The 18,702-nt window shown below is 66.7% G+C and carries 20 protein-coding genes and 1 tRNA gene; 8 read left to right on the top strand and 13 right to left on the bottom strand.

Going from position 1 to position 18,702, the window contains the following annotated elements; genetic code table 11:
- On the top strand, positions 1–744 hold a 744-nt coding region (locus B4L36_RS09085), incomplete at its 5' end, for a helicase HerA-like domain-containing protein (RefSeq protein ID WP_292955724.1).
- Here B4L36_RS09085 and B4L36_RS09080 read toward each other — a convergent pair.
- Positions 707–1,093 (bottom strand): DUF6477 family protein, encoded by a 387-nt coding sequence (locus B4L36_RS09080; RefSeq protein ID WP_292955721.1) that lies wholly within the window; start codon positions 1,091–1,093, stop codon positions 707–709. The two genes, B4L36_RS09085 and B4L36_RS09080, sit on opposite strands and share 38 nt — an antisense overlap.
- 218 nt (positions 1,094–1,311) lie before the next feature.
- Between B4L36_RS09080 and B4L36_RS09075 the strand changes: the two genes are divergently transcribed.
- From B4L36_RS09075 to B4L36_RS09055, 5 genes are all read left to right on the top strand, one after another.
- Positions 1,312–2,439, top strand: coding sequence for a DUF6456 domain-containing protein (locus tag B4L36_RS09075; protein WP_292955718.1), 1,128 nt, complete (start codon positions 1,312–1,314; stop codon positions 2,437–2,439).
- A gap of 218 nt (positions 2,440–2,657) precedes the next feature.
- Positions 2,658–3,605: a hydrogen peroxide-inducible genes activator gene (locus B4L36_RS09070; protein WP_292955715.1), complete on the top strand. Its 948-nt coding sequence runs from the start codon at positions 2,658–2,660 to the stop codon at positions 3,603–3,605.
- A 51-nt stretch (positions 3,606–3,656) separates the two neighbouring features.
- Positions 3,657–4,628, top strand: coding sequence for a lipoyl synthase (gene lipA / locus B4L36_RS09065; protein WP_292955712.1), 972 nt, complete (start codon positions 3,657–3,659; stop codon positions 4,626–4,628).
- Positions 4,629–4,753: 125 nt separating this feature from the next.
- Positions 4,754–4,837, top strand: a tRNA-Leu gene (locus B4L36_RS09060).
- A gap of 349 nt (positions 4,838–5,186) precedes the next feature.
- Entirely contained in the window at positions 5,187–5,858 is a 672-nt protein-coding gene (locus B4L36_RS09055; RefSeq protein ID WP_292955708.1) for a sugar transferase, read from the top strand.
- Between the two features lie 66 nt (positions 5,859–5,924).
- On the opposite strand, the gene B4L36_RS09050 is transcribed toward B4L36_RS09055, so the two are convergent.
- The 12 genes from B4L36_RS09050 to pobA form a co-directional block, all read right to left on the bottom strand.
- Positions 5,925–6,674, bottom strand: a complete 750-nt coding sequence (locus tag B4L36_RS09050) for a WecB/TagA/CpsF family glycosyltransferase (RefSeq protein ID WP_292955705.1) — start codon at positions 6,672–6,674, stop codon at positions 5,925–5,927.
- 95 nt (positions 6,675–6,769) lie between these two features.
- Complete coding sequence (locus B4L36_RS09045) at positions 6,770–7,096, bottom strand: DUF1330 domain-containing protein (protein ID WP_292955702.1); 327 nt, start codon at positions 7,094–7,096, stop codon at positions 6,770–6,772.
- Between the two features lie 173 nt (positions 7,097–7,269).
- Positions 7,270–8,589: a TRAP transporter large permease gene (locus tag B4L36_RS09040; protein ID WP_292955699.1), complete on the bottom strand. Its 1,320-nt coding sequence runs from the start codon at positions 8,587–8,589 to the stop codon at positions 7,270–7,272.
- Positions 8,586–9,101, bottom strand: coding sequence for a TRAP transporter small permease (locus tag B4L36_RS09035; RefSeq protein WP_292955696.1), 516 nt, complete (start codon positions 9,099–9,101; stop codon positions 8,586–8,588). Before B4L36_RS09035 ends, B4L36_RS09040 begins: the two co-directional genes overlap by 4 nt.
- A gap of 211 nt (positions 9,102–9,312) precedes the next feature.
- Positions 9,313–10,329, bottom strand: a complete 1,017-nt coding sequence (locus B4L36_RS09030) for a TRAP transporter substrate-binding protein (RefSeq protein ID WP_292955693.1) — start codon at positions 10,327–10,329, stop codon at positions 9,313–9,315.
- Between the two features lie 20 nt (positions 10,330–10,349).
- Positions 10,350–11,633 carry a lyase family protein gene (locus tag B4L36_RS09025; RefSeq protein ID WP_292955690.1) on the bottom strand — a complete coding sequence of 428 codons (1,284 nt, stop codon included), beginning with the start codon at positions 11,631–11,633 and terminating at the stop codon, positions 10,350–10,352.
- Positions 11,630–12,463, bottom strand: coding sequence for a 3-keto-5-aminohexanoate cleavage protein (locus tag B4L36_RS09020; protein ID WP_292955687.1), 834 nt, complete (start codon positions 12,461–12,463; stop codon positions 11,630–11,632). Before B4L36_RS09020 ends, B4L36_RS09025 begins: the two co-directional genes overlap by 4 nt.
- Before the next feature lie 9 nt (positions 12,464–12,472).
- Complete coding sequence (pcaG, locus tag B4L36_RS09015; RefSeq protein ID WP_292955684.1) at positions 12,473–13,096, bottom strand: protocatechuate 3,4-dioxygenase subunit alpha; 624 nt, start codon at positions 13,094–13,096, stop codon at positions 12,473–12,475.
- Complete coding sequence (gene pcaH / locus B4L36_RS09010; protein ID WP_292955681.1) at positions 13,096–13,818, bottom strand: protocatechuate 3,4-dioxygenase subunit beta; 723 nt, start codon at positions 13,816–13,818, stop codon at positions 13,096–13,098. The genes pcaG and pcaH overlap by 1 nt, the downstream gene beginning before the upstream one ends.
- Complete coding sequence (pcaC, locus tag B4L36_RS09005; protein ID WP_292955678.1) at positions 13,815–14,210, bottom strand: 4-carboxymuconolactone decarboxylase; 396 nt, start codon at positions 14,208–14,210, stop codon at positions 13,815–13,817. Before pcaC ends, pcaH begins: the two co-directional genes overlap by 4 nt.
- Positions 14,203–14,991: a 3-oxoadipate enol-lactonase gene (gene pcaD, locus B4L36_RS09000; protein WP_292955675.1), complete on the bottom strand. Its 789-nt coding sequence runs from the start codon at positions 14,989–14,991 to the stop codon at positions 14,203–14,205. The genes pcaC and pcaD overlap by 8 nt, the downstream gene beginning before the upstream one ends.
- Positions 14,991–16,160, bottom strand: a complete 1,170-nt coding sequence (gene pobA / locus B4L36_RS08995; protein ID WP_292955672.1) for a 4-hydroxybenzoate 3-monooxygenase — start codon at positions 16,158–16,160, stop codon at positions 14,991–14,993. Before pobA ends, pcaD begins: the two co-directional genes overlap by 1 nt.
- 93 nt (positions 16,161–16,253) lie before the next feature.
- Between pobA and pcaQ the strand changes: the two genes are divergently transcribed.
- Together pcaQ and B4L36_RS08985 are read left to right on the top strand one after the other, a co-directional pair.
- Positions 16,254–17,171 (top strand): pca operon transcription factor PcaQ, encoded by a 918-nt coding sequence (gene pcaQ / locus B4L36_RS08990; protein WP_292955669.1) that lies wholly within the window; start codon positions 16,254–16,256, stop codon positions 17,169–17,171.
- A gap of 154 nt (positions 17,172–17,325) precedes the next feature.
- Positions 17,326–18,702, top strand: coding sequence for an efflux RND transporter periplasmic adaptor subunit (locus B4L36_RS08985; protein ID WP_292955666.1), 1,377 nt, complete (start codon positions 17,326–17,328; stop codon positions 18,700–18,702).

Raw genomic sequence — 18,702 nt, 5'->3', positions numbered from 1 at the left:
CATCTGCTGTTCGATGATGCACCCAAGGCCTTGATCGACAAGGTCGAGCGCGTGGCCCGGCTGATCCGCTCGAAAGGCGTCAGCATCTGGTTCATCAGCCAAAGCCCGACCGACATCCCCGAGGATGTTCTGGGCCAATTGGGCAATCGCATCCAGCACGCGCTGCGCGCCTTTACGGCCAAGGACCAGAAGGCGCTGCGCCTGGCGGCCGAAAACTACCGCGCCAATCCCGACTTCGATACGGCCGAGGCGATCCGGAATGTCGGCACCGGCGAGGCGGTAACCTCGCTGCTGGAAAGCAAGGGGGTGCCGGGCGTTGTTCAACGCACGCTGATCCGCCCGCCGTTCAGCCGGCTCGGCACGATTTCCGAATCCGAACGCGCCGCGTCCTTGGCCGCTTCGGGACTGGGTGCGAAATACGACACCCCCCTTGATCGCCAATCGGCGCAAGAGATTCTGTCCGATCGCGCGGAACAGGCCGCGCGTGCCGGCGCCGAAGCCAGGACCGGCGCGTCGCCAACCCCGGATGACGATCTCTTCGACATGAAACAGGCCCAGGGCAGCCGCGGCCGCCGCTACGAGCCGAGCGCGAAAGAATCGTCGCGAACCGGATCGCGCAGCCGAAGCTCGCGCAGCGACACGGTTCTGGAGACCTTCGGGAAAAGCCTTGCCCGGCAGCTGGGAACCAAGTCCGGGCAGGCGCTGGTCAGGGGTGTGCTCGGCTCACTGTTCCGCGGACGCTGATCGCCACGGCATTGATCGCGGCTGCGGCAAGGTCGGGCACCGGCACGGCCTGGACCGCGGCGCGCATTTCGGCCAGGATCGCGACCATCAGCAGGACATGGCGCTGAACGTCGTATTCGGCGGATTTTTCCTGCCGAGCCTCTTCCAGCATCGCCTCTTCCGCGCGCAGGCGCGACAGACAGGCGCCCGGCAGCGGGCAGTGGTCACTGCGCAGCAGGCGCGGCAGATCGCGGTCGCGCCGCCAGCCGGCCTGGCCCTCGCGGGCGGCCCGGATCAGGATGCGCGGACGGCGCAGGGCGGCCTGGTTCTGCCGCGGACGGAAGGCAATGACGTTGGGGCTGTCGATCATGGGCGTGGTTCCTGCAAGTGGTGACACAGGCAGGTTCACACAACTTTGACGTGTGTTGCCTTACCCTTTGATGCACCGCGCGGAGGGGAAAGAAATCTTTAGGATTTGTTAGGGAATGTTGCGTCTATGTGGATAAATTAGCCTGTTTTTAACGGGCTTTCATTCAACCCAGGGTGGTCCATCTGCCAGGTCCATCCGAGGATGACGAGGGACAAGACATGACCATTTTGACCGGTGAGTTCGCAATCGATGCAAGCTTTGCGGAGCACCGATCGGAAACCAGCGCCACGCCTGCCACCGCCGCCGATCTGCCCGAAGATGCGCGCCTTTATCTGCGCCATGTCGAGAAGGGGGAAACGATCCGTGCCCTGGCGCGCGAGGCGGGTTGCCACGCTTCGACGATCCTGCGCCGGATCCGCCGCTTCGAGGCCCGGCGCGACGATCCGCTGATCGACGGTGCGCTGAACGCGGCCGCCGATGTCGCGCGGCCTGTGGTCACTGACGGTCGCCAGGCGATGCGCGTGCTGAGACGGCTGGCCGAACCGGGCGCGGTCATGGGCACGGCCGATGGCATGGAAAAGGCGATCATCACCCGCAACGATATTCGCACCGCCGTCCTTCCGCGCGCCCTGGCCGAGACGATGGCGCTGAAGGGCTGGGTGGTCCAGATGTCCGGCTCGGCCCGGATCCAGCGCTATGCGATCGCGCCGGCGGGGCGCGATGCGTTGCGCGCCATGTTGCGTTCGCCCCGCCAGCGCAACGCGGTTCCCGGGCCGCAGGAATTCAGCGATGCCCGCCCCGTCCCGGGCAAGGCTGACGAGACGGCGCCCGACCATGCCGAACAGCATCGGGTCTGGGAAAACCGGCTGATCCAGGATCCCGAAGACGGCAAGCGCCGCCGCGCCCGCGTCAACATCGCCGAAAGCCCGCTTTTGCTGTTGGCGCGTCGTCGGGATCTGGACGGACGGCCGTTCCTGACGCCCGGGATGGTCGGGGCGGGCGAGAGGCTGCGCGAGGATTTCGAGCTGGCGCAGATGGGACCGCGCATCACGCAGAACTGGGACGGCTTCATGACCGCGGGTATCGATGTCTCGTATCATGCCGGCGGTTACCGGGGCGGATCGGAATCCGCGCGTGATCGGGTCGCGGTTGCGTTGCGCGATCTGGGGCCCGGCATGGGCGATATCGTGCTGCGGGTCTGCTGCTTCCTCGAGGGAATCGAGCAGACCGAAAGGCGTCTCGGCTGGTCGGCGCGGTCGGGCAAGATCGTGTTGCGTCTGGCGTTGATGCGCCTGGAACGCCATTATGCCGAAACCTACGGCACCGGTTCGCGTCTGATCGGCTGAGCCATGCCGTGACATTTTGGCCAAGGGCGTCCGAAAGGGCGCCTTTTTTTTCGCTTTCCGCCCATTCACGTCGGTCCAAATATGCCCCGGTATGCGGCGGGAAGAAAGCGGTGGGAACGCCGTGCTGTCGAACTGGTTCGTCCTGGCCAGGTTGAATCGGGCGGTGCCAGGCTATAAACTGAAATCCGCGACGAACCCCTGGGGTATCAGCCTGTCTTATGAACATCACCTTGCGGCAGCTTCGCTATTTCCTCGCGCTGGCCCGGCACGGCCATTTCACCCGTGCAGCGGAAATCAGTCATGTCAGCCAGCCCGCCCTGTCGATGCAGATCCGCGCTCTGGAAGACGCCGCCGGCGCGCGCCTGGTCGAGCGGACGCCCTCGGGCGTGGTGCTGACCCCGCAGGGCCGGGCGCTGGAACGCGATGCCCGCCGGGTCATGGCGGCAATGGCGGGGCTGGAACAGGGCTTGCGGCGGCCGGGTCAGGGCGGCCGGTTGATGCTGGGCATGATTCCGACCGTCGCCCCCTATCTGCTGCCGCAGGCGCTGCCGGTGCTGCGCGCCCGCGATATCGGCCGCGATCTGCATCTGCGCGAGGCCCGGACCGAACGCCTGCTGGATGAGTTGATCGCCGGACGGCTGGATGCCGCCGTGGTCGCCACGCCGACCCGCAACGACGATCTGGAATCCGCGCCGCTGTTCGTCGACCGGTTCCTGCTGGCTGGCAGCGCGGCCCGGATCGCCCGTCTTCGCGACGACCCGCCCGAGCCGCGAGATCTGGATCCCGGCCAGTTGCTGCTGCTGGACGAGGGGCATTGCCTCGGCGATCAGGCGCTGGAGGTCTGCGGGCTGGAACGCGGTTCGGCGCGGCTTGATCTGGGCGCGGCATCGCTGGCGACGTTGTGCCGCCTTGCCGCGCAGGGAATGGGCTTGACCTTCCTGCCCGAAATCGCCGCCGCGCAGGAAATCGCGGCGGCGCCAGGGCTGACCGCGATCCGCTTTCCCGCGCCACAGCCCGCCCGCGAGGTGGTGCTGCTGCGCCGCGCCTCGACCCCCTCGCAGGGCTGGTTCGAGGATCTGGCCGCGATCCTTGCCGATGCCGGGGCGGCGCTGCTGGGGCCCGATGACATGGCCGTCATGACCCCGGCGGGCAGCGCGCGGCGTTGATCCGCTGCGTCTTTGTGTTTACCTAGAACGAAACCCAGCGAAAGCGTTGACATGGCCGATACCAGCACCGTCCCGCCGCAATCCCGGATTCCGCGCCTGCGCCACCCGGAAAAGGCTCACCGGCCCGATCAGGACCAGCCGAAGAAGCCGGCCTGGATCCGGGTCAAGGCGCCGGTCAGCGAAGGCTACAAGCGCACCCGCGACATCATGAAGGAACACCGCCTCTCGACCGTCTGCGAAGAGGCGGGCTGCCCCAATGTCGGCGAATGCTGGAGCCAGGGTCACGCCACGATGATGATCATGGGCGAGATCTGCACCCGCGGCTGCACGTTCTGCAATGTCTCCACCGGCCGGCCGGACGCGCTGGACGTGTTCGAGCCGGGGCGCGTGGCCCATGCGGTGCAGAAGCTGGGCCTGAATCATGTCGTCATCACCAGCGTGGACCGCGACGACCTGGATGATGGCGGGGCCGAACATTTCGCCCAGACGATTCGCGCCATCCGCCACCGCAGCCCCGCGTCCACCATCGAGGTGCTGGTCCCCGATTTTCTGAAATCGGCCGCCGGTGCGCTGGAGACCGTGGTCGAGGCACGGCCGGATGTGTTCAACCACAACCTTGAAACCGTGCCCGGCCTCTATCCTTCGGTCCGGCCCGGCGCGCGTTATTTCCATTCGCTGCGGCTGTTGCAGCGGGTCAAGGAACTGGATCCGGCGATGTTCACCAAATCGGGCATCATGGTCGGTCTGGGCGAGGACCGGCAGGGCGTGTTGCAGGTGATGGATGACATGCGCGCGGCGGATGTGGATTTCATGACCATCGGCCAGTATCTGCAACCGACGCCGAAACATCACCGCGTGGATCGGTTCGTCACGCCCGAGGAATTCGCAAGCTACGAAAAGACCGCGTTCGGCAAGGGGTTCCTGATGGTCTCGGCCACGCCGTTGACGCGGTCGTCCTATCATGCTGGCGAGGATTTTTCCCGGTTGCGGGCGGCGCGGCTGGAACGACTGGGCCGGGCGTGACGCAACGCAAGGCGGGTTGCAAATTGCCGCGGCCCAAGTGATACCGTCCCCAACGCCGGCTGCCCGAGTCGCCGGCGTGCCAGGGCGAAGGCCCGGTTCCCGTCTGCCATCGGGGACGACAGGCTGCGGGTGTGGCGGAATGGTAGACGCGAGGGTCTCAAACACCCTTTCCGCAAGGAGTGTCGGTTCGAGTCCGACCACCCGCACCAGCCTGTCCCGACATCCTCCTCTTTCCGGCGATTCTCCGCTCATCGGGCGAATCAGCTTTGCGGATTTCCGTCCGTTGGCAACCATTGGTTGTGAACCTATCAGACATTAATCCTTGCGATTGCCGAACCGCCCGCGACCTGACTCAAAAGGCAGGTCTTTCAGAACTAATCGTAAAATTTTAGCTATTCGCGAAACCGCCCCCGATGATAGAGTGATCCCGTTAGGAAGACGTTTCGGAAAGCAGCCAGAACGGCGCGGTTTCGCGGAGGTGAGTGCGACCTCCATGCGGAGGCTCGAACCTGCCTCTGTCCGGAGCGAAAGTTGCAATTGTGTGGTGTAGGTTGAAAAATGGCTGTTGAAGAGCAAATGGTTGCCGTGGTTCCGGCCCCCGTCAATTTAAGTAAATCAGTGCCTTGGGTCTATCGCAGCATGTTCAAGCGTCCGCTTGACGTGCTGATCGTGCTTCTGACTTCGCCGGTCATTCTTCCCGTTGTGATCGCGCTGGCCATTCTGGTCATGCTCGACGGGGGCAAGCCGTTCTATTCGCAGGAACGGGTGGGCAGGGATGGCCGGCGATATCGCATGTGGAAGCTGCGCAGCATGGTCGTCGATGCCGATCAGCGCCTGGCGGATCACCTGGCCAGCGACGACAAGGCGCGCAGCGAATGGGATCTGTCCCAGAAATTGCGCGACGACCCGCGCGTCACCCGCACGGGCCGCCTTCTGCGCAAGTGTTCAATGGACGAGCTTCCGCAATTGTGGAACGTGCTGCGTGGAGACATGAGTCTGGTCGGACCGCGCCCCATGCTTCCCGAACAGCAGGTCATGTACGAGGGCGAGGCCTATTATCGTCTGCGTCCGGGCATCACCGGCTTCTGGCAGACCAGCGAACGCAACCGTTGCAGCTTTTCTTCGCGCGCCTTCTATGATGACCGCTACGAACGTTCGGTCAGCCTGACCACCGACGTGACGCTGCTGTGGCGCACGGTTCTGGTGGTGATGCGCGCCACGGGCTGCTGACGGACCAGTCTTCCGATACGATGGGACCGGCGGTTGTTCACTGCCGGTTTTTTCCTGCCTCGACTGCTAGCGGCGCAGCTTCAGCGCCGCGGCCAGTTCCGCCGGCAGGATCGCCGCGCAGCGCGCATAGCGCGGCATCAGGCGGCGCGGGGCCGTGGCCATGCGCCATGCCCATTCCATCGCCAGCCGGCGCACCCACAACGGCGCGCGGCGCTGGTTCCCGGCCAGGAAATCCAGCCCTGCGCCGATCGAGGCAAAGCCCACCTCCGGTGTTTCGCGCCGACCCCGCGCCGCCAGCAGTTCCTGCTTTGGCGCCCCAAGCGCCAGAAAACACAACCTTGCGCCCGATGCCTGGACCTCTTCCAGCAATCGTCCGGCCGAGGGGCTTGCCGGATCGAAACCCATCGGCGGCGCGATCCGGGCCGCGATGGTGATACCCGGCGCTGCACGGCTCAGGCTTTCGGCGGCCGCGTCCAGCGCCGCCATCGTCGAGCCGACAAGCGCGATGGGTGCGTCTTCCGCTGCGGCAAGCCGCGCCAGCGGAATCACGATGTCCGATCCGGGAACCAGCGTGACCGGCCGCCCGGCACACCGCGACAGCCAGACCACGGGATTGCCGTCGGCGCAGACCAGATCCTGTTCCGCATAGGCCTGGCGGAATTGGGGATCGCTGCGCAACTTGACCAGATGATCCAGGTTCAGCGTGGCCAGCGCGAAACCCTCGCCCTTGTGCAGCCGACGCGCGATTTCGGTCATCAGGGCGGGCATGTCCGGCAGGTTGATCCGGATCGTCCGTCCCTCGTAACTGAACTGCATCACCTCGCGCACTCCACCCTCGCCGCAGCCGTCAGGAGGGCCGCGTTGCCGCCCCCTCTGTGACATGTCCGCGAGGCATCGACAATCTGCCTGATCTATCCCTTGGGCAGATAGGGAATGCCGCCGGCAAGGTCGCTGTCGTCGATGACGTGAAAATCGCTGACGCTGCCCTTTCTGCGGCCTTCCGCGAAGGGGGCGTATTCGGGATCCTCGGCAAAGGCGCGGACCGCCTCGCGCGAGGGGAATTCGATCAGCGCGATCAACGTGCAGCCCGGCGGCGTGCCCTCGATCGTCTCGATATTGCCGCTGCGCGACAGATAGCGGCCGCCGTGCTTGGCCGCGATCTCGTGGACCTTCGCGGCATAGCCCGGCACCCAGGCATCGTCCGTCACGGTGACATTCGCGATCAGATAGACCGGCATCCTGCTTTCCCTCCCTTGCATGATCCGTGCGGCTGCCAGCCTAAATCCGAACATGTCCCCGACCAAGCCCGCCATAGGGCTGAGTATTCGTCCCGATTCTCGGTCGGCACGATCGGCCGACAACGCGGCACCCAGGGTGACGGGTCTTGCGAACTTCTGCCTTCTGCGAAATTTCAGCCCAGCAGCCGCACCAGCCCCAGCGTGACGACCGGAAAGGCGATCAGCGCGGCGATGCGGATGATGTCGCTGATCAGGAAAGGCAGGACGCCGCGGAAGCTTTCGATCATCGGCACGTCCCTTGCCATGCCGTTGATGACGAAGACGTTCATGCCCACCGGCGGCGTGATCAGGCCCACCTCGACCACCACGACCGAGAGGATTCCGAACCAGATCAGGGTCTCCTCGCGCGGCATCCCGAAATCGAGACCCGCGATGATCGGATAGAAGATCGGGATGGTCAGCAGCAGCATGGACATCGAATCCATGACGCAGCCCAGCACCAGATACAGCGCCAGCATCGCCAGCAGGACCAGCATCGGCGTCAGGCCGGAATTCCGGATCGCTTCCGCCAGCAGCATCGGCGTCCGGGTCTGGGCCAGAAAGGCGTTGAAGGTCTCGGCCCCCAGCAGGATCAGGAAGATCATGGCCGAGGTCGTGGCCGTGCCGCGCAGGCATCGCGCGATCCCCGTCAGCCGCATCCCGCCATGCAGCACCGCAAGGACACCGGTGCCGAAGGCGCCGACCGCCGCCGCTTCGGTGGGCGTGAACCAGCCGCGATACATCCCGACGATGACCAGCGCGAAGATCACGATCAGCGACCACGTCTCGCGCAGCGCGCCCATCCGCTGAGCCCATGTCGCGCGTGGGCCGGCCGGACCGTCATCGGGATTGCGGGCGACGAAGATGGCGATCGCGGCCATGTAGCCAAGCGCGGCCAGCACGCCCGGCACCATCGCCGCCACGAACATGGTGGCGATGCTCATCTCGGCCATCAGCGCATAGAGGACCAGGATCACCGACGGCGGGATCAGGATGCCCAGCGTGCCGCCCGCCGCCAGCGAGCCTGTGGCCAGCGCGCCGCTGTAATTGTATCGCTTCATCTCGGGCAGGGCGACCTGTCCCATGGTGGCGGCGGTCGCCAGCGAGGATCCGCAGATCGCGCCGAAGGCCGCGCATCCGCCGATCGAGGCCATCGCCAGTCCGCCCTTGCGATGGCCCAGAAAGGCAGCGGCGGTGCGGTACAGCGCCCGGCTCATCCCGGCCTGCGTGGCGAATTCGCCCATCAGCACGAAAAGCGGGATGACCGACAGCGAATAGGTCGAGAACTGGTAGTAGGTCGAGGTTTTCAGGAATGCCAGCAGCGGCGACACACCGGTCCATGCGGCATATCCGCCTACACCCACCGTCATCATCGCGACCCCGATGGGGACACGGATGGCCATCAGCGCCAGCAGCACCGCGAAACCCGTCAGCCCGGCGGCGACGCCGCTCATGCGCGGGCCTTTCCCAGATGGCCGATCATGGTCGCGGCGCAGGTGGCGACCAGCAGCGCCATGGCCGGCAGGATGACGATGAAGCTCCACCACACCGGAATGCGCAGGACCATGGACTGCTCGCCATATTGGCGCATCTCCAGCCCGCCGGGGATCATCCGCCAGAACAGCAGCGCGGCAATCAGCAGGTAGAGCAGATCGCCCAGGGCCTCCAGCCGGTGGTTGAGGCGCGGGCTGGCGTTCTGGGTAAAGAAATCGACCAGGACGTTGCCGCCGGTGGACTGGCACCAGGGCAGAAAGCAGAAGATGGCGATGGCGCTGCCGATCTCGACCAGTTCGAAATCACCGGGAATGGGCGCGCCCAGCAGGCTGCGCCGGGTGACGCTGATCACGGTCATCAGCATCATCGCCAGCAGGGTGATTCCGCCCAAAGCGGCGAACCATCGGCACAGGGCCGACAGCCATCGCGGCAGCGGCACCGGATGGGGGCGTTCGGTCGGATCGTCGCTCATGGCCGTCTCCCTTGAACATGTGCAGATCGGACGCCGCGGGCCGTCACGCTGCCCGGAAGGTATCCGCCCGGCCGCGGCCTGGATCGGGGCCGGGCGCGGGGCCGGGCGCGGCGAGGGGATGGGGATGGATCGCAGCGCAGGGCGCCCGACATGCCCGGTCGCAGCGCCCGCCCCAAGGGCCCCGCGCGCGGGGCCTTGCCCTGCCGCAGCCCTATTTGCCCCGTGCCCCGGCCAGCATCGCCTTGGCATCGTCCAGCATCGCCTGACCGTTTTCGCCCATGGATTTCACCCAGGCGTCGATCACGGGCTGACTGGCCTGTTGCCATTCGCCCAGGCGATCCTCGGGAATCACGACGATATTGTGACCCGCGTCGACCGCCTTCTGACGCTCGGCCGCCTCGGCCTTGTCGAAGGCTTCGCCGGCCAGCGCCGCCAGCGCCGCGCCGGAATTGTCGTCGATCACCTTTTTCAGATCGTCGGGGAGATTGTCGTATTTCGCCTTGTTCATCACCAGCGCCATGACCGAGGTGGACAACCCGCCATTCTCGGTTCCGAATTCGGTGTGATCCTGCGTCACGTTCTCGATGCGCAGGCTGCCGAAAACCTCCCAGGGAATCACCGCGCCGTCTATGACGCCGGTCGTCAGCGCCTGCGGCACTTCGGGGACCGGCATCCCGACGGCGGTCGCGCCAAGCGCGTTCAGCCCGTCGGTCATGGTGCGCGAGGGGGCGCGGATCTTCAGACCCTTCAGGTCGGCCATCGACTGGATCGGCTTGCCCTTGGTGTGGAACTTGTAGGCGGCGGGGGCGTGGATCAGCAGGGGTTTCACATCCTTCAGCTCATCGCCCATGTATTTCGTCTGGTATTCCTGCAAGGCCATCGTCGTCTCGGTCGCGGTGCCGGACATGAAGGGCAACTCGAACGCCTCCGAGGCCGGGAACCGGCCCGGCGTATAGCCCAGCAGCGTCCAGGCCACGTCCACCACGCCGTCGCGGGCCTGATCGAAAAGCTGCGGCGGCTTGCCGCCCAGCTGCATCGACGGGTAGATCTGCACGTCGATCCGGCCGCCCGATTGTTCCTCGACCGCCTTTTTCCACGGCTCCAGCACGCCCTTCTGGATCGGCGCGTCGGCCGACAGAAAGTGCTGCACGCGCAGGGTTACCTCTTGCGCGGCGCCCGCGCCGGACATCGCGGCCAGCGTGACACTGGCGATCAGCAAGGTCTTCATGATCTCTCCTCCCTTTGGTTCTATGACAGCCGGGCCTGCATCGCGGCATCGCCCGTATTCGCCTCTGGCGCGAGGATTCGCGACCAGTCATGGCCGGGGGCCAGCCGCGCCAGCGCCCCCGCCAGGGTTTCGGTCTCGTCGGTGGCCAGTTCTGCCAGCGCAGCGGCGACGATCTTCAGCGCATCGCCGCGTGGCATCTGGCGGGCAAGATGAAAGCCCGCCGCCTCGGCCAGCATCGCGCCGCGATCGGCCGCGAAGGTCGCGGCGATCCGATCCGGGCGCGGGGTCAGGCTGCGGGCCAGGTCCAGGGCCAGTCGCAAGGCCGCGCCGGTCCGGATCATCATGTCGGGCAGCACCTGCCATTCGATCGCCAGCGCGCTGCCATCGCGTTCCTGGGCATGGATCATCGCCTGATGCAGCGTTCCCACCGCCCCCGCGTTCAGCCGCGCCAGCGCCACCAGCGCCTCGGCCGCGACCGGGTTGGATTTCTGCGGCATGGTCGATGATGCCCCGCCCGTGCCCGCCGCAACCTCGCTGATTTCCGATTGACCCAGCAGGATCAGATCGGCCCCCATCTTGCCCAGCGTCCCGGTGACCAGCGCCAGCCAGCCGCCCAGTTCGCAGATCGCATCGCGGGTTGCGTGCCAGGCCACATCCGGCGCGCCCAGGCCAAGTTCCTCGGCCATGGCGGCCCGGACCGCCCCCATCTGCGGGCTCAGCGCGGCGCCGGTGCCGGCGGCGCCGTGAAGCGAGACGTTCAGAAGGCGCGGCCGCAACTGATCCAGCCGCAGCCGGTGTCGGGGCAGGGGCGCGCGCCAGACGGCGATCTTCGCGCCCAGGGTGGTTGGCGCGGCAATCTGGTATCGCGTGCGTGCAGGGATCGGCAGACCGGCATGGTCGCGCGCCTTTCGATGCAGGACGGCCTCCAGATCGGCCAGCCGATCCTCGACAATCCGCAGGGCATCGCGCAGTTGCAGCACCAGCCCGGTATCCTGGATATCCTGGGAGGTCGCGCCGAAATGCGCCCAGGCACCATCCCCGCCACAGGCGGATTTCAGGGCGGCGATCACCGGCTGCGCCGCGATGCCCGCCGCAGCCATGCCTGCCGCCAGTTCGGACGGGTCCGGCCGCAGATTCTCGGCTGTTTCGGAAACCGACCCCGACGCCGTTTCGGGGATGATCCCGAGCCTTCCCTGCGCGCGCGCCAGCGCGGCCTCGGCCTTCAGCATGGCGGCGATCTGGGCGCGGGCGCCCATGGCACGGCCCAGTTCCTCATCCCCGAAAAGACCGTCGGTCAGGGTCATGCGGCCCGCAATCCCAGGATCTGCCGCGCCTGCGCCGGGCTGGCCACGGGGCGGTCATACCGGCTGCACAGATCAGCCGCCCGCTGCACCAGCGCCGCGTTCGACGGGGCCAGCGTCTTGCGGTCCAGTCGCACGTTGTCCTCAAGTCCCGTCCGGGCATGGCCGCCCGTCGAGATCGCCCATTCGTTCAGCACGATCTGGTTCTGGCCGATCCCGGCCGCGCACCATGCCGCATTCTCGCCGAACAGCCGCGCGACGGTGGCGCGGTAGAAGTCGAACACCGCGCGATCGACCGGCATCGCGTTCTTCACCCCCATCACGAATTGCACATAGGGCGTGTCGCGGATGCGGCCATCCTTCCACATCTTCGCGGCCTGAAAGATGTGGGACAGATCGAAGGCCTCGATCTCGGGCTTGACGTCGTGGGCAATCATTTCGCCCGCCAGCCAATCGACCAGATCGGGCGGATTGTCATAGACCCGCGTCGGAAAGTTGTTCGAGCCGACCGACAGCGACGCCATCTCGGGCGACAGCGACAGCATGCCGCCCCGCGCCCGCCCCGCACCCGACCGCCCGCCCGTGGAAAGCTGCACGATCATGCCGGGGCAATGCGTCTGGATCCCCTCTTTCAGCGCCGCGAACCGGTCGGGATCGCTGGTGGGTTTGCCCTCGTCGTCGCGGACATGGCAATGCGCGATGCTGGCGCCCGCCTCGAACGCGGCCTGCGTGCTTTCGACCTGTTCGGACAGGGTGACCGGAACGGCGGGATTGTCGGCCTTGGTCGGAACCGAGCCGGTGATCGCCACGCAGATGATGCAGGGTTGGGACATGAGACCCCCTCAGATATCGAAGAAAACGGTTTCGTCATCGCCCTGCAGACGAATGTCGAAGCGATAGACCGGAACGCCGTCGCGATCCTCGGATTGCCGCGCGATCAGGGTGGCGCGGCGCTTTTCCCATTCGATCAGGTTGATGACCGGATCGGCGGCATTCGCGTCGGCCTCGTCAGGGAAATACATCCGCGTGTTCAACCCGATATTGATCCCGCGCGCGACGATCCACAAATTCAGATGCGGCGCCTGCACCGATCCGTTCCGCCCCGGAACCGGCCCCGGCTTCACCGTGTCGAAGCCCCATTCGCCGCTGTCGAAGTCGGTGATCACACGCCCCCAGCCGCGAAATCCGTCCTCGACCGGGCCGCCGCCCTCGGGATGGGCGTAATGCCCGTTCGCATTGGCCTGCCAGACCTCCAGCAGGACATCCTTGACCGGGCTTCCCGTGCCGTCGATGACCAGCCCCTCGACCCGGATCCGCTGTCCCTTCGCATTCGGCCCGGCGATGTCGCGGCCCAGTTCCTCGCGATAGATGTCAAAGCCCGCAGCGCCGGGCGCCAGACCGATATGGACATAGGGGCCCGCGGTCTGGGATGCGGATTCGCGCAGATAGTGCAATTCCTGTGGCATCAGTTTCCCTCCAGCCGGTTCTCGAACAGGGTCGAGCGGCGGCCGCGCAGCACAATGTCGAATTTATAGGCGATGGAATCCAGCGGGATCGTGGCGTTCAGATCCAGTTTCGCCGTCAATTGCTGGACCGCGTCCCTGTCGGGGATGGCATGGACGATGGGGCAATGCGCGATCAGCGGGTCGCCCTCGAAGTAAAGCTGGGTGATGAGTCGCTGCAGAAAGCCCGATCCGAAGACCGAGACATGGATATGGGCGGGGCGCCAGTTATTGACGCGGTTGCGCCACGGATAGGCGCCGGGCTTGATCGTGCGAAAGGCGTATTGTCCGTTCTCGTCGCTCAGCGTTCGCCCGCAGCCGCCGAAATTGGGGTCGATCGGGGCAAGATAGGTGTCCTTCTTGTGACGATAGCGCCCGCCCGAATTGGCCTGCCAGATCTCGACCAGGGTATTGGGGACCGGGCGCGCGTTTTCATCCAGCACGCGGCCATGGACGATGATCCGTTCGCCCACAGGATCGCCGGTTTTGGCGTAGTTGCGGATCAGATCGTTGTCGATCGGGTCGATGTCGGCATGGCCGAACCGCGGGCCGGTGATCTCGCTGATGGTGTTTTCCAGCGAGATCATCGGCCAGCGCGGGCTGCGGGCCACGCTGGTCTTGTATTTCGGGGTCAGCGCAGGCGGATGCAGGCTGCGGTCGCGCTGGTGGTATTCGGCGGGTTTCATTCGCTGACCTCCCCTTGCCGGGCATCCATCTGGGCATAGGTGTCCCGCGCCAGTTTCAGCGCGTGATTGGCGCGCGGCACGCCGGCATAGATCGCGACATGCTGAAACGCCTCGCGCACGTCCCGAGGGCTGGCCCCGGTCTGCGCGGTGGCACGGATATGCATTGGAATTTCTTCGAAATTGCCGGTTGCGGCCAGCAGCGCCAGCGTCAGCATGGATCGTTCGCGGCGCGTGATGCCGTCGCCGGCCCAGACGGTGCCCCAGGCGAAACGGGTGATCAGATCCTGGAACGGCGCATCCAGATCGGTTCTTTCGGCTTCGGCGCGATCGACATGGGCATCGCCCAGAACCTCGCGCCGGACCTTCATCCCTTGCGAATGGGTGTCAGACATGACCGATCTCCTTCAGGAAGCGGGTGATGATGGCGGCGTATTCGCGCGGCGTTTCCACGCAGGGAATATGGCCCGCGCCGGGGATCACGTCCATGCGCGCGCCCGGAATCAGATCGGCCGTGGCCTGCACCATCCCGGGCGGGGTGGCGCCGTCCCGATCGCCCGCGATCATCTGCACCGGCAGGCGCAGGCCGGTCGCCTGCTTGCGCAGATCGGCGGCCGCGATGGCCTCGCAGCAGGCGGCATAGCCTTCCAGGGGCTGACGCTCCAGCATCCGCTGCCAGGGCGACGCGGCCCCGCTGGCGCGGAAGCCGGCCGAGAACCAGCGCTCCATCGTCGCCGGTCCGATGCTGGCCAGACCATCGGCGCGGATGGCGGCGACCCGGTCGCGCCACATCGCCGCCTCGCCGATCTTTGCGGCGCTGTTCGACACGACCAGCCCGGCCAGCAGACCCGGATGCCGCAGCGCCAGCGACAATCCGATCAGCCCGCCGATGGACAGGCCCACGAAAACCGGCCGCGAAAGGCCGAGATGCGCGATCAGTCCGGCGGCATCATCCGCAAGCGCGTCCATGGTGCAGGGGCCGGGCGCGTCCTGCGACAGGCCGTGGCCGCGCTTGTCATATCGCACCACCCGCAGACCGTCGGGAAGATGGGGCAGCAGCCGGTCCCAGACCCGCAGATCGGTGCCCAGCGAATTGGCGAAGACCAGCGCCGGACCATCGCCGGGACCGTCATCGGCGTAATGCAGGTCAACCCCGTTGATCGTCGCGCTCAGCATCAGTATGGCAGCCCCACGTAATTTTCCGCAAAGGCGCGCTGCTGTGCGGGATTGTCGCGCAGAAAAGCCAGTTCGGCCTGCTGCATCTTCAGATCGAAGGGGTTCTGATCCGGATAGCGGTGCAGAAGACTGCTGAACCACCAGCTGAAGCGTTCGGCCTTCCAGACCCGCAGCAGCGCCCGTTCGGAATAGCGCTCGATCCCCTCGCGATCCCGTTCCTCGTAGAATTGCGCCAGCGCATGATAGAGGTAATGCACATCGCTGGCGGCAAGATTCAGTCCCTTGGCGCCGGTCGGCGGCACGATATGGGCGGCATCGCCGCACAGGAACAGCCGCCCCCACCGCATCGGCTCGGTCACGAAGGATCGCAGCGGGGCGATGGATTTCTCGATGCTCGGGCCGGTCGCCAGGCGTGCGGCGATCTCTTCGGGCAGGCGGCGGCGCAACTCGGCCCAGAAGGCGGCGTCGGTCCAGTCCTCGGGATGGTCGGACAGCGCGCACTGGATGTAGTAGCGCGACAGATTGTCGTTGCGCATCGAACACAGCGCGAAACCGCGTTCGGAATTGGCATAGATCAATTCCTCGTCGACCGGCGGCGTGCGCGACAGCACGCCAAGCCAGCCGAAAGGATAGGTCTTTTCGTATTCCCGCCGCAGATTCAGCGGGATGGCCTGACGGCTGATGCCGTGAAAGCCGTCGCAGCCGGCCACGAAGTCGCAGTCGATGCGGTGTTCCGAGCCGTTCTGCGCGTAGGTCACGAAGGGCGCGTCGCCATCGGCATCGTGGATGGCGACGTGATCGACCTCGAAGACGGTCCGCGCGCCCGTCGCCGCCCGTGCATCATAGAGATCGCGCGTCATCTCGGTCTGGCCATAGACGATCACCGGCTTGCCGGTCAGCGCCTTGAAATCGACATGAAAGATTTCGCCTCCGGCGGCGATCCGGGTGCCGTCATGCACGAAACCTTCTGCGCGAAGCCGGTTGGCGACCCCGGCCTCTTCCAGCAACGCGACCAGTCCCGATTCCAGCACGCCCGCGCGGATCCGACCCAGCACATAGTCGCGGGTCTTGCGTTCAAGCACCACGGCCTCGATGCCGCGCCTGTGCAGAAGCTGGCCCAGAAGCAGGCCCGCCGGACCGCCGCCGATGATCACGACCTGTGCGCGCATGATGCCCTTCCTCTCTCCGGTCGCAAGACTTGCATATGGAAATCGAAAGGTAAAATGAGATATGTGGCAGAATACTTACCAGAAAGCGCAATCATGGACCGACGCATCAAGATCCGCCACTTGCAGACCTTCACCGAGATCGTGCGCCAGCGCAGTCTGAAAGGCGCGGCCCGGCGGCTTTTGCTGACCCAGCCGGCCATCTCGCGAACGCTGTCGGAACTGGAGGAAATCCTGGGCGCCGAGCTGCTGACCCGCGGCCGCGGCGGTATCGCGTTGACGCCCGAGGGCGAATTCTTCCTGCCCCATGCGCAGACCAGCCTCGCGGCGCTGGAACAGGGCCTGGCGGGAATCGCACAGGCCGGCGGCGCGGGGGTGGCGCAGATGCGACTGGGGGCGCTGCCTTCGGTCGCGGCGCGATTGATGCCCGAGGTGCTGGTCGAACTCGGTCGCATGGAGGCCGATCTGCGGCTGGTCATCACGGACGGGCCGCACGGCTATCTGACGGCGCTGCTGCGCGACGGCCAGCTTGATGCCGTGATCGGGCGGCTGGGCGCGCCCGAGACGATGCGCGGCCTCAGCTTTACCCAGCTTTATCTGGAGCGGGTGGCGGTGGTGGTGCGGCCCGGCCATCCGATCCTGGCCGATCCCGACCTGCGGCGGATCGGCGATTGGCCGGTGATCTATCCGCCGCCCGGTTCGGCCATCCGGCCATTCGTGGAACGATTGCTGATCGCGCAGGGCATCCCGGTTCCGCGGCGCCGGGTGGAAAGCGTCTCGGGCGAATTCGGCCGCGTCCAGACGCGACACAGCGACGCCATCTGGTTCATCTCGGCCGGGGTCGTGGCCCGCGACATCAGTGAAGGCACGCTGACGCGGCTGCCGGTCGAGACGGCAATGACCGAAGGCCCGATCGGCCTGATGCGGCGCGCCGATGCACGGCCCGATCCGGCGCAGGACATGTTCGCCTTGGCCGTTCGGCGGGCGCTGGCCCGGCCGGATTTTGCCGCCTGAGCAGGCACCTTGCGTCATATTCGGGCAGGTTCCGCGAAAGCGGCGTTTCGGCGGTTGTCCTTGGCCGATCCGGCCGGTAGGTTCCGGGCGATGCGCCGGCGCTCGGCCGCTTGCGTGCTTTCGACATGACAATTGATCAGGATTGGCGGGCCGCATGACGACGCTGAAACGGTTCCTTGTTCTTTCGGGTCTCTGCGCGGTTCTGGCGCAGCCCGGCGCGGCCCTGGCCCAGCAGCCCGGCGGTGGCGAGGCGCCGCCGCCGAAGGTGACGGTGGTCACGTTGCAGGCACGGGACGTGACGCTGACGGCCAGCCTGCCGGGTCGCGTCGTCGCTTCGGCCGAGGCCGAGCTGCGCCCACAGGTCGCCGGTCTCATCACCGAGCGATTGTTCGAGGAAGGCAGCCCCGTCCGCGCCGGCGATCCGCTGTACCGGATCGACCCGCGCAGCTATGAAGCCGCCCTCGCACAGGCCGAGGCATCGCTGTCGCAGGCCCAGGCGCAAGCCTCTGCCGCCGCCCGCGACGCCGAGCGGGTCGGCGCGCTGCGCGACCGCCGCGTCGCCAGCGAACAAAGCCAGGACAGTGCCATTGCCGCCCGCGACGCGGCCGAGGCGCAGGTGAAGGCCGCCGAGGCGCAGGTGCAGGCGGCGCGGATCGAGCTGGACCGGACCACGATCACCGCCCCCATAGACGGGGTGATCGGTCTGGCCCAGGCCAGTCCCGGCGCCCTGGTCACGGCTGGTCAGGCCAGCCCGCTGGCGGTGATCCGGCGCATCGATCCGGTGCGCGTGGACGTCACCCAGTCAGCGGCCGAGATCCTGCGCTGGCAGCGCCAGGGGGCCGATGCCGCGCTGCCGGCGGGCGCTGACCGCACTGTCGCGCTGCGTCTGGCCGATGGCAGCAGCTACGAATACACCGGCTCGCTGACCGCGGCCGAGCCGCGCGTGGACGAGACGACCGGAGTCGTGACCCTGCGGCTGGAATTCGCCAATCCCGACGGCTTCCTGTTGCCCGGCATGTATGTGCTGGCCGAAATTCCGCAGGGCCAGATCAAGGACGCGATCCTCGCCCCGCAAGAGGGGGTGACCCGCGACCGACGCGGCCGCCCCGTCGCCATGGTCGTGAATGCCGACAACGTGGTCGAGCAGCGGCAACTGGATATCGTGCAGGATCGCGGCAACAACTGGGTCGTTCGCGACGGCCTGTCGGCGGGCGACCGCCTGATCGTCGCCGGTCTTCAGCGTATCGGGGCGGGCATGACGGTCGCGCCCGAGGAACGCCCGGCCGATCCGGCCGGCGGCCAGCAGGGCAAGCCGGAAAAGCCGTCCGGAACGGCCAATCCCGCGCAGGCGGATCCGGGCGCATCCGGTGACGATGCCTCCGGCGCACCGGCCTCGGACAATGCCGCGACCGGGAGGGATGCGACCGGCAACGCAAGCAAGGCCGAAACGGCGGGCGCCTTGTCCCAGGGCGCGAATGCCCGGGACGGGTCGGCCGCACCGGCCCCGGACGCGCAGCCCGCCGCCGAATGA

The organism is Paracoccus sp. UBA889 (genome assembly GCA_002294185.1).
Lineage (GTDB): Bacteria > Pseudomonadota > Alphaproteobacteria > Rhodobacterales > Rhodobacteraceae > Paracoccus.
This window is presented reverse-complemented; position numbering and strand designations above follow the sequence as displayed.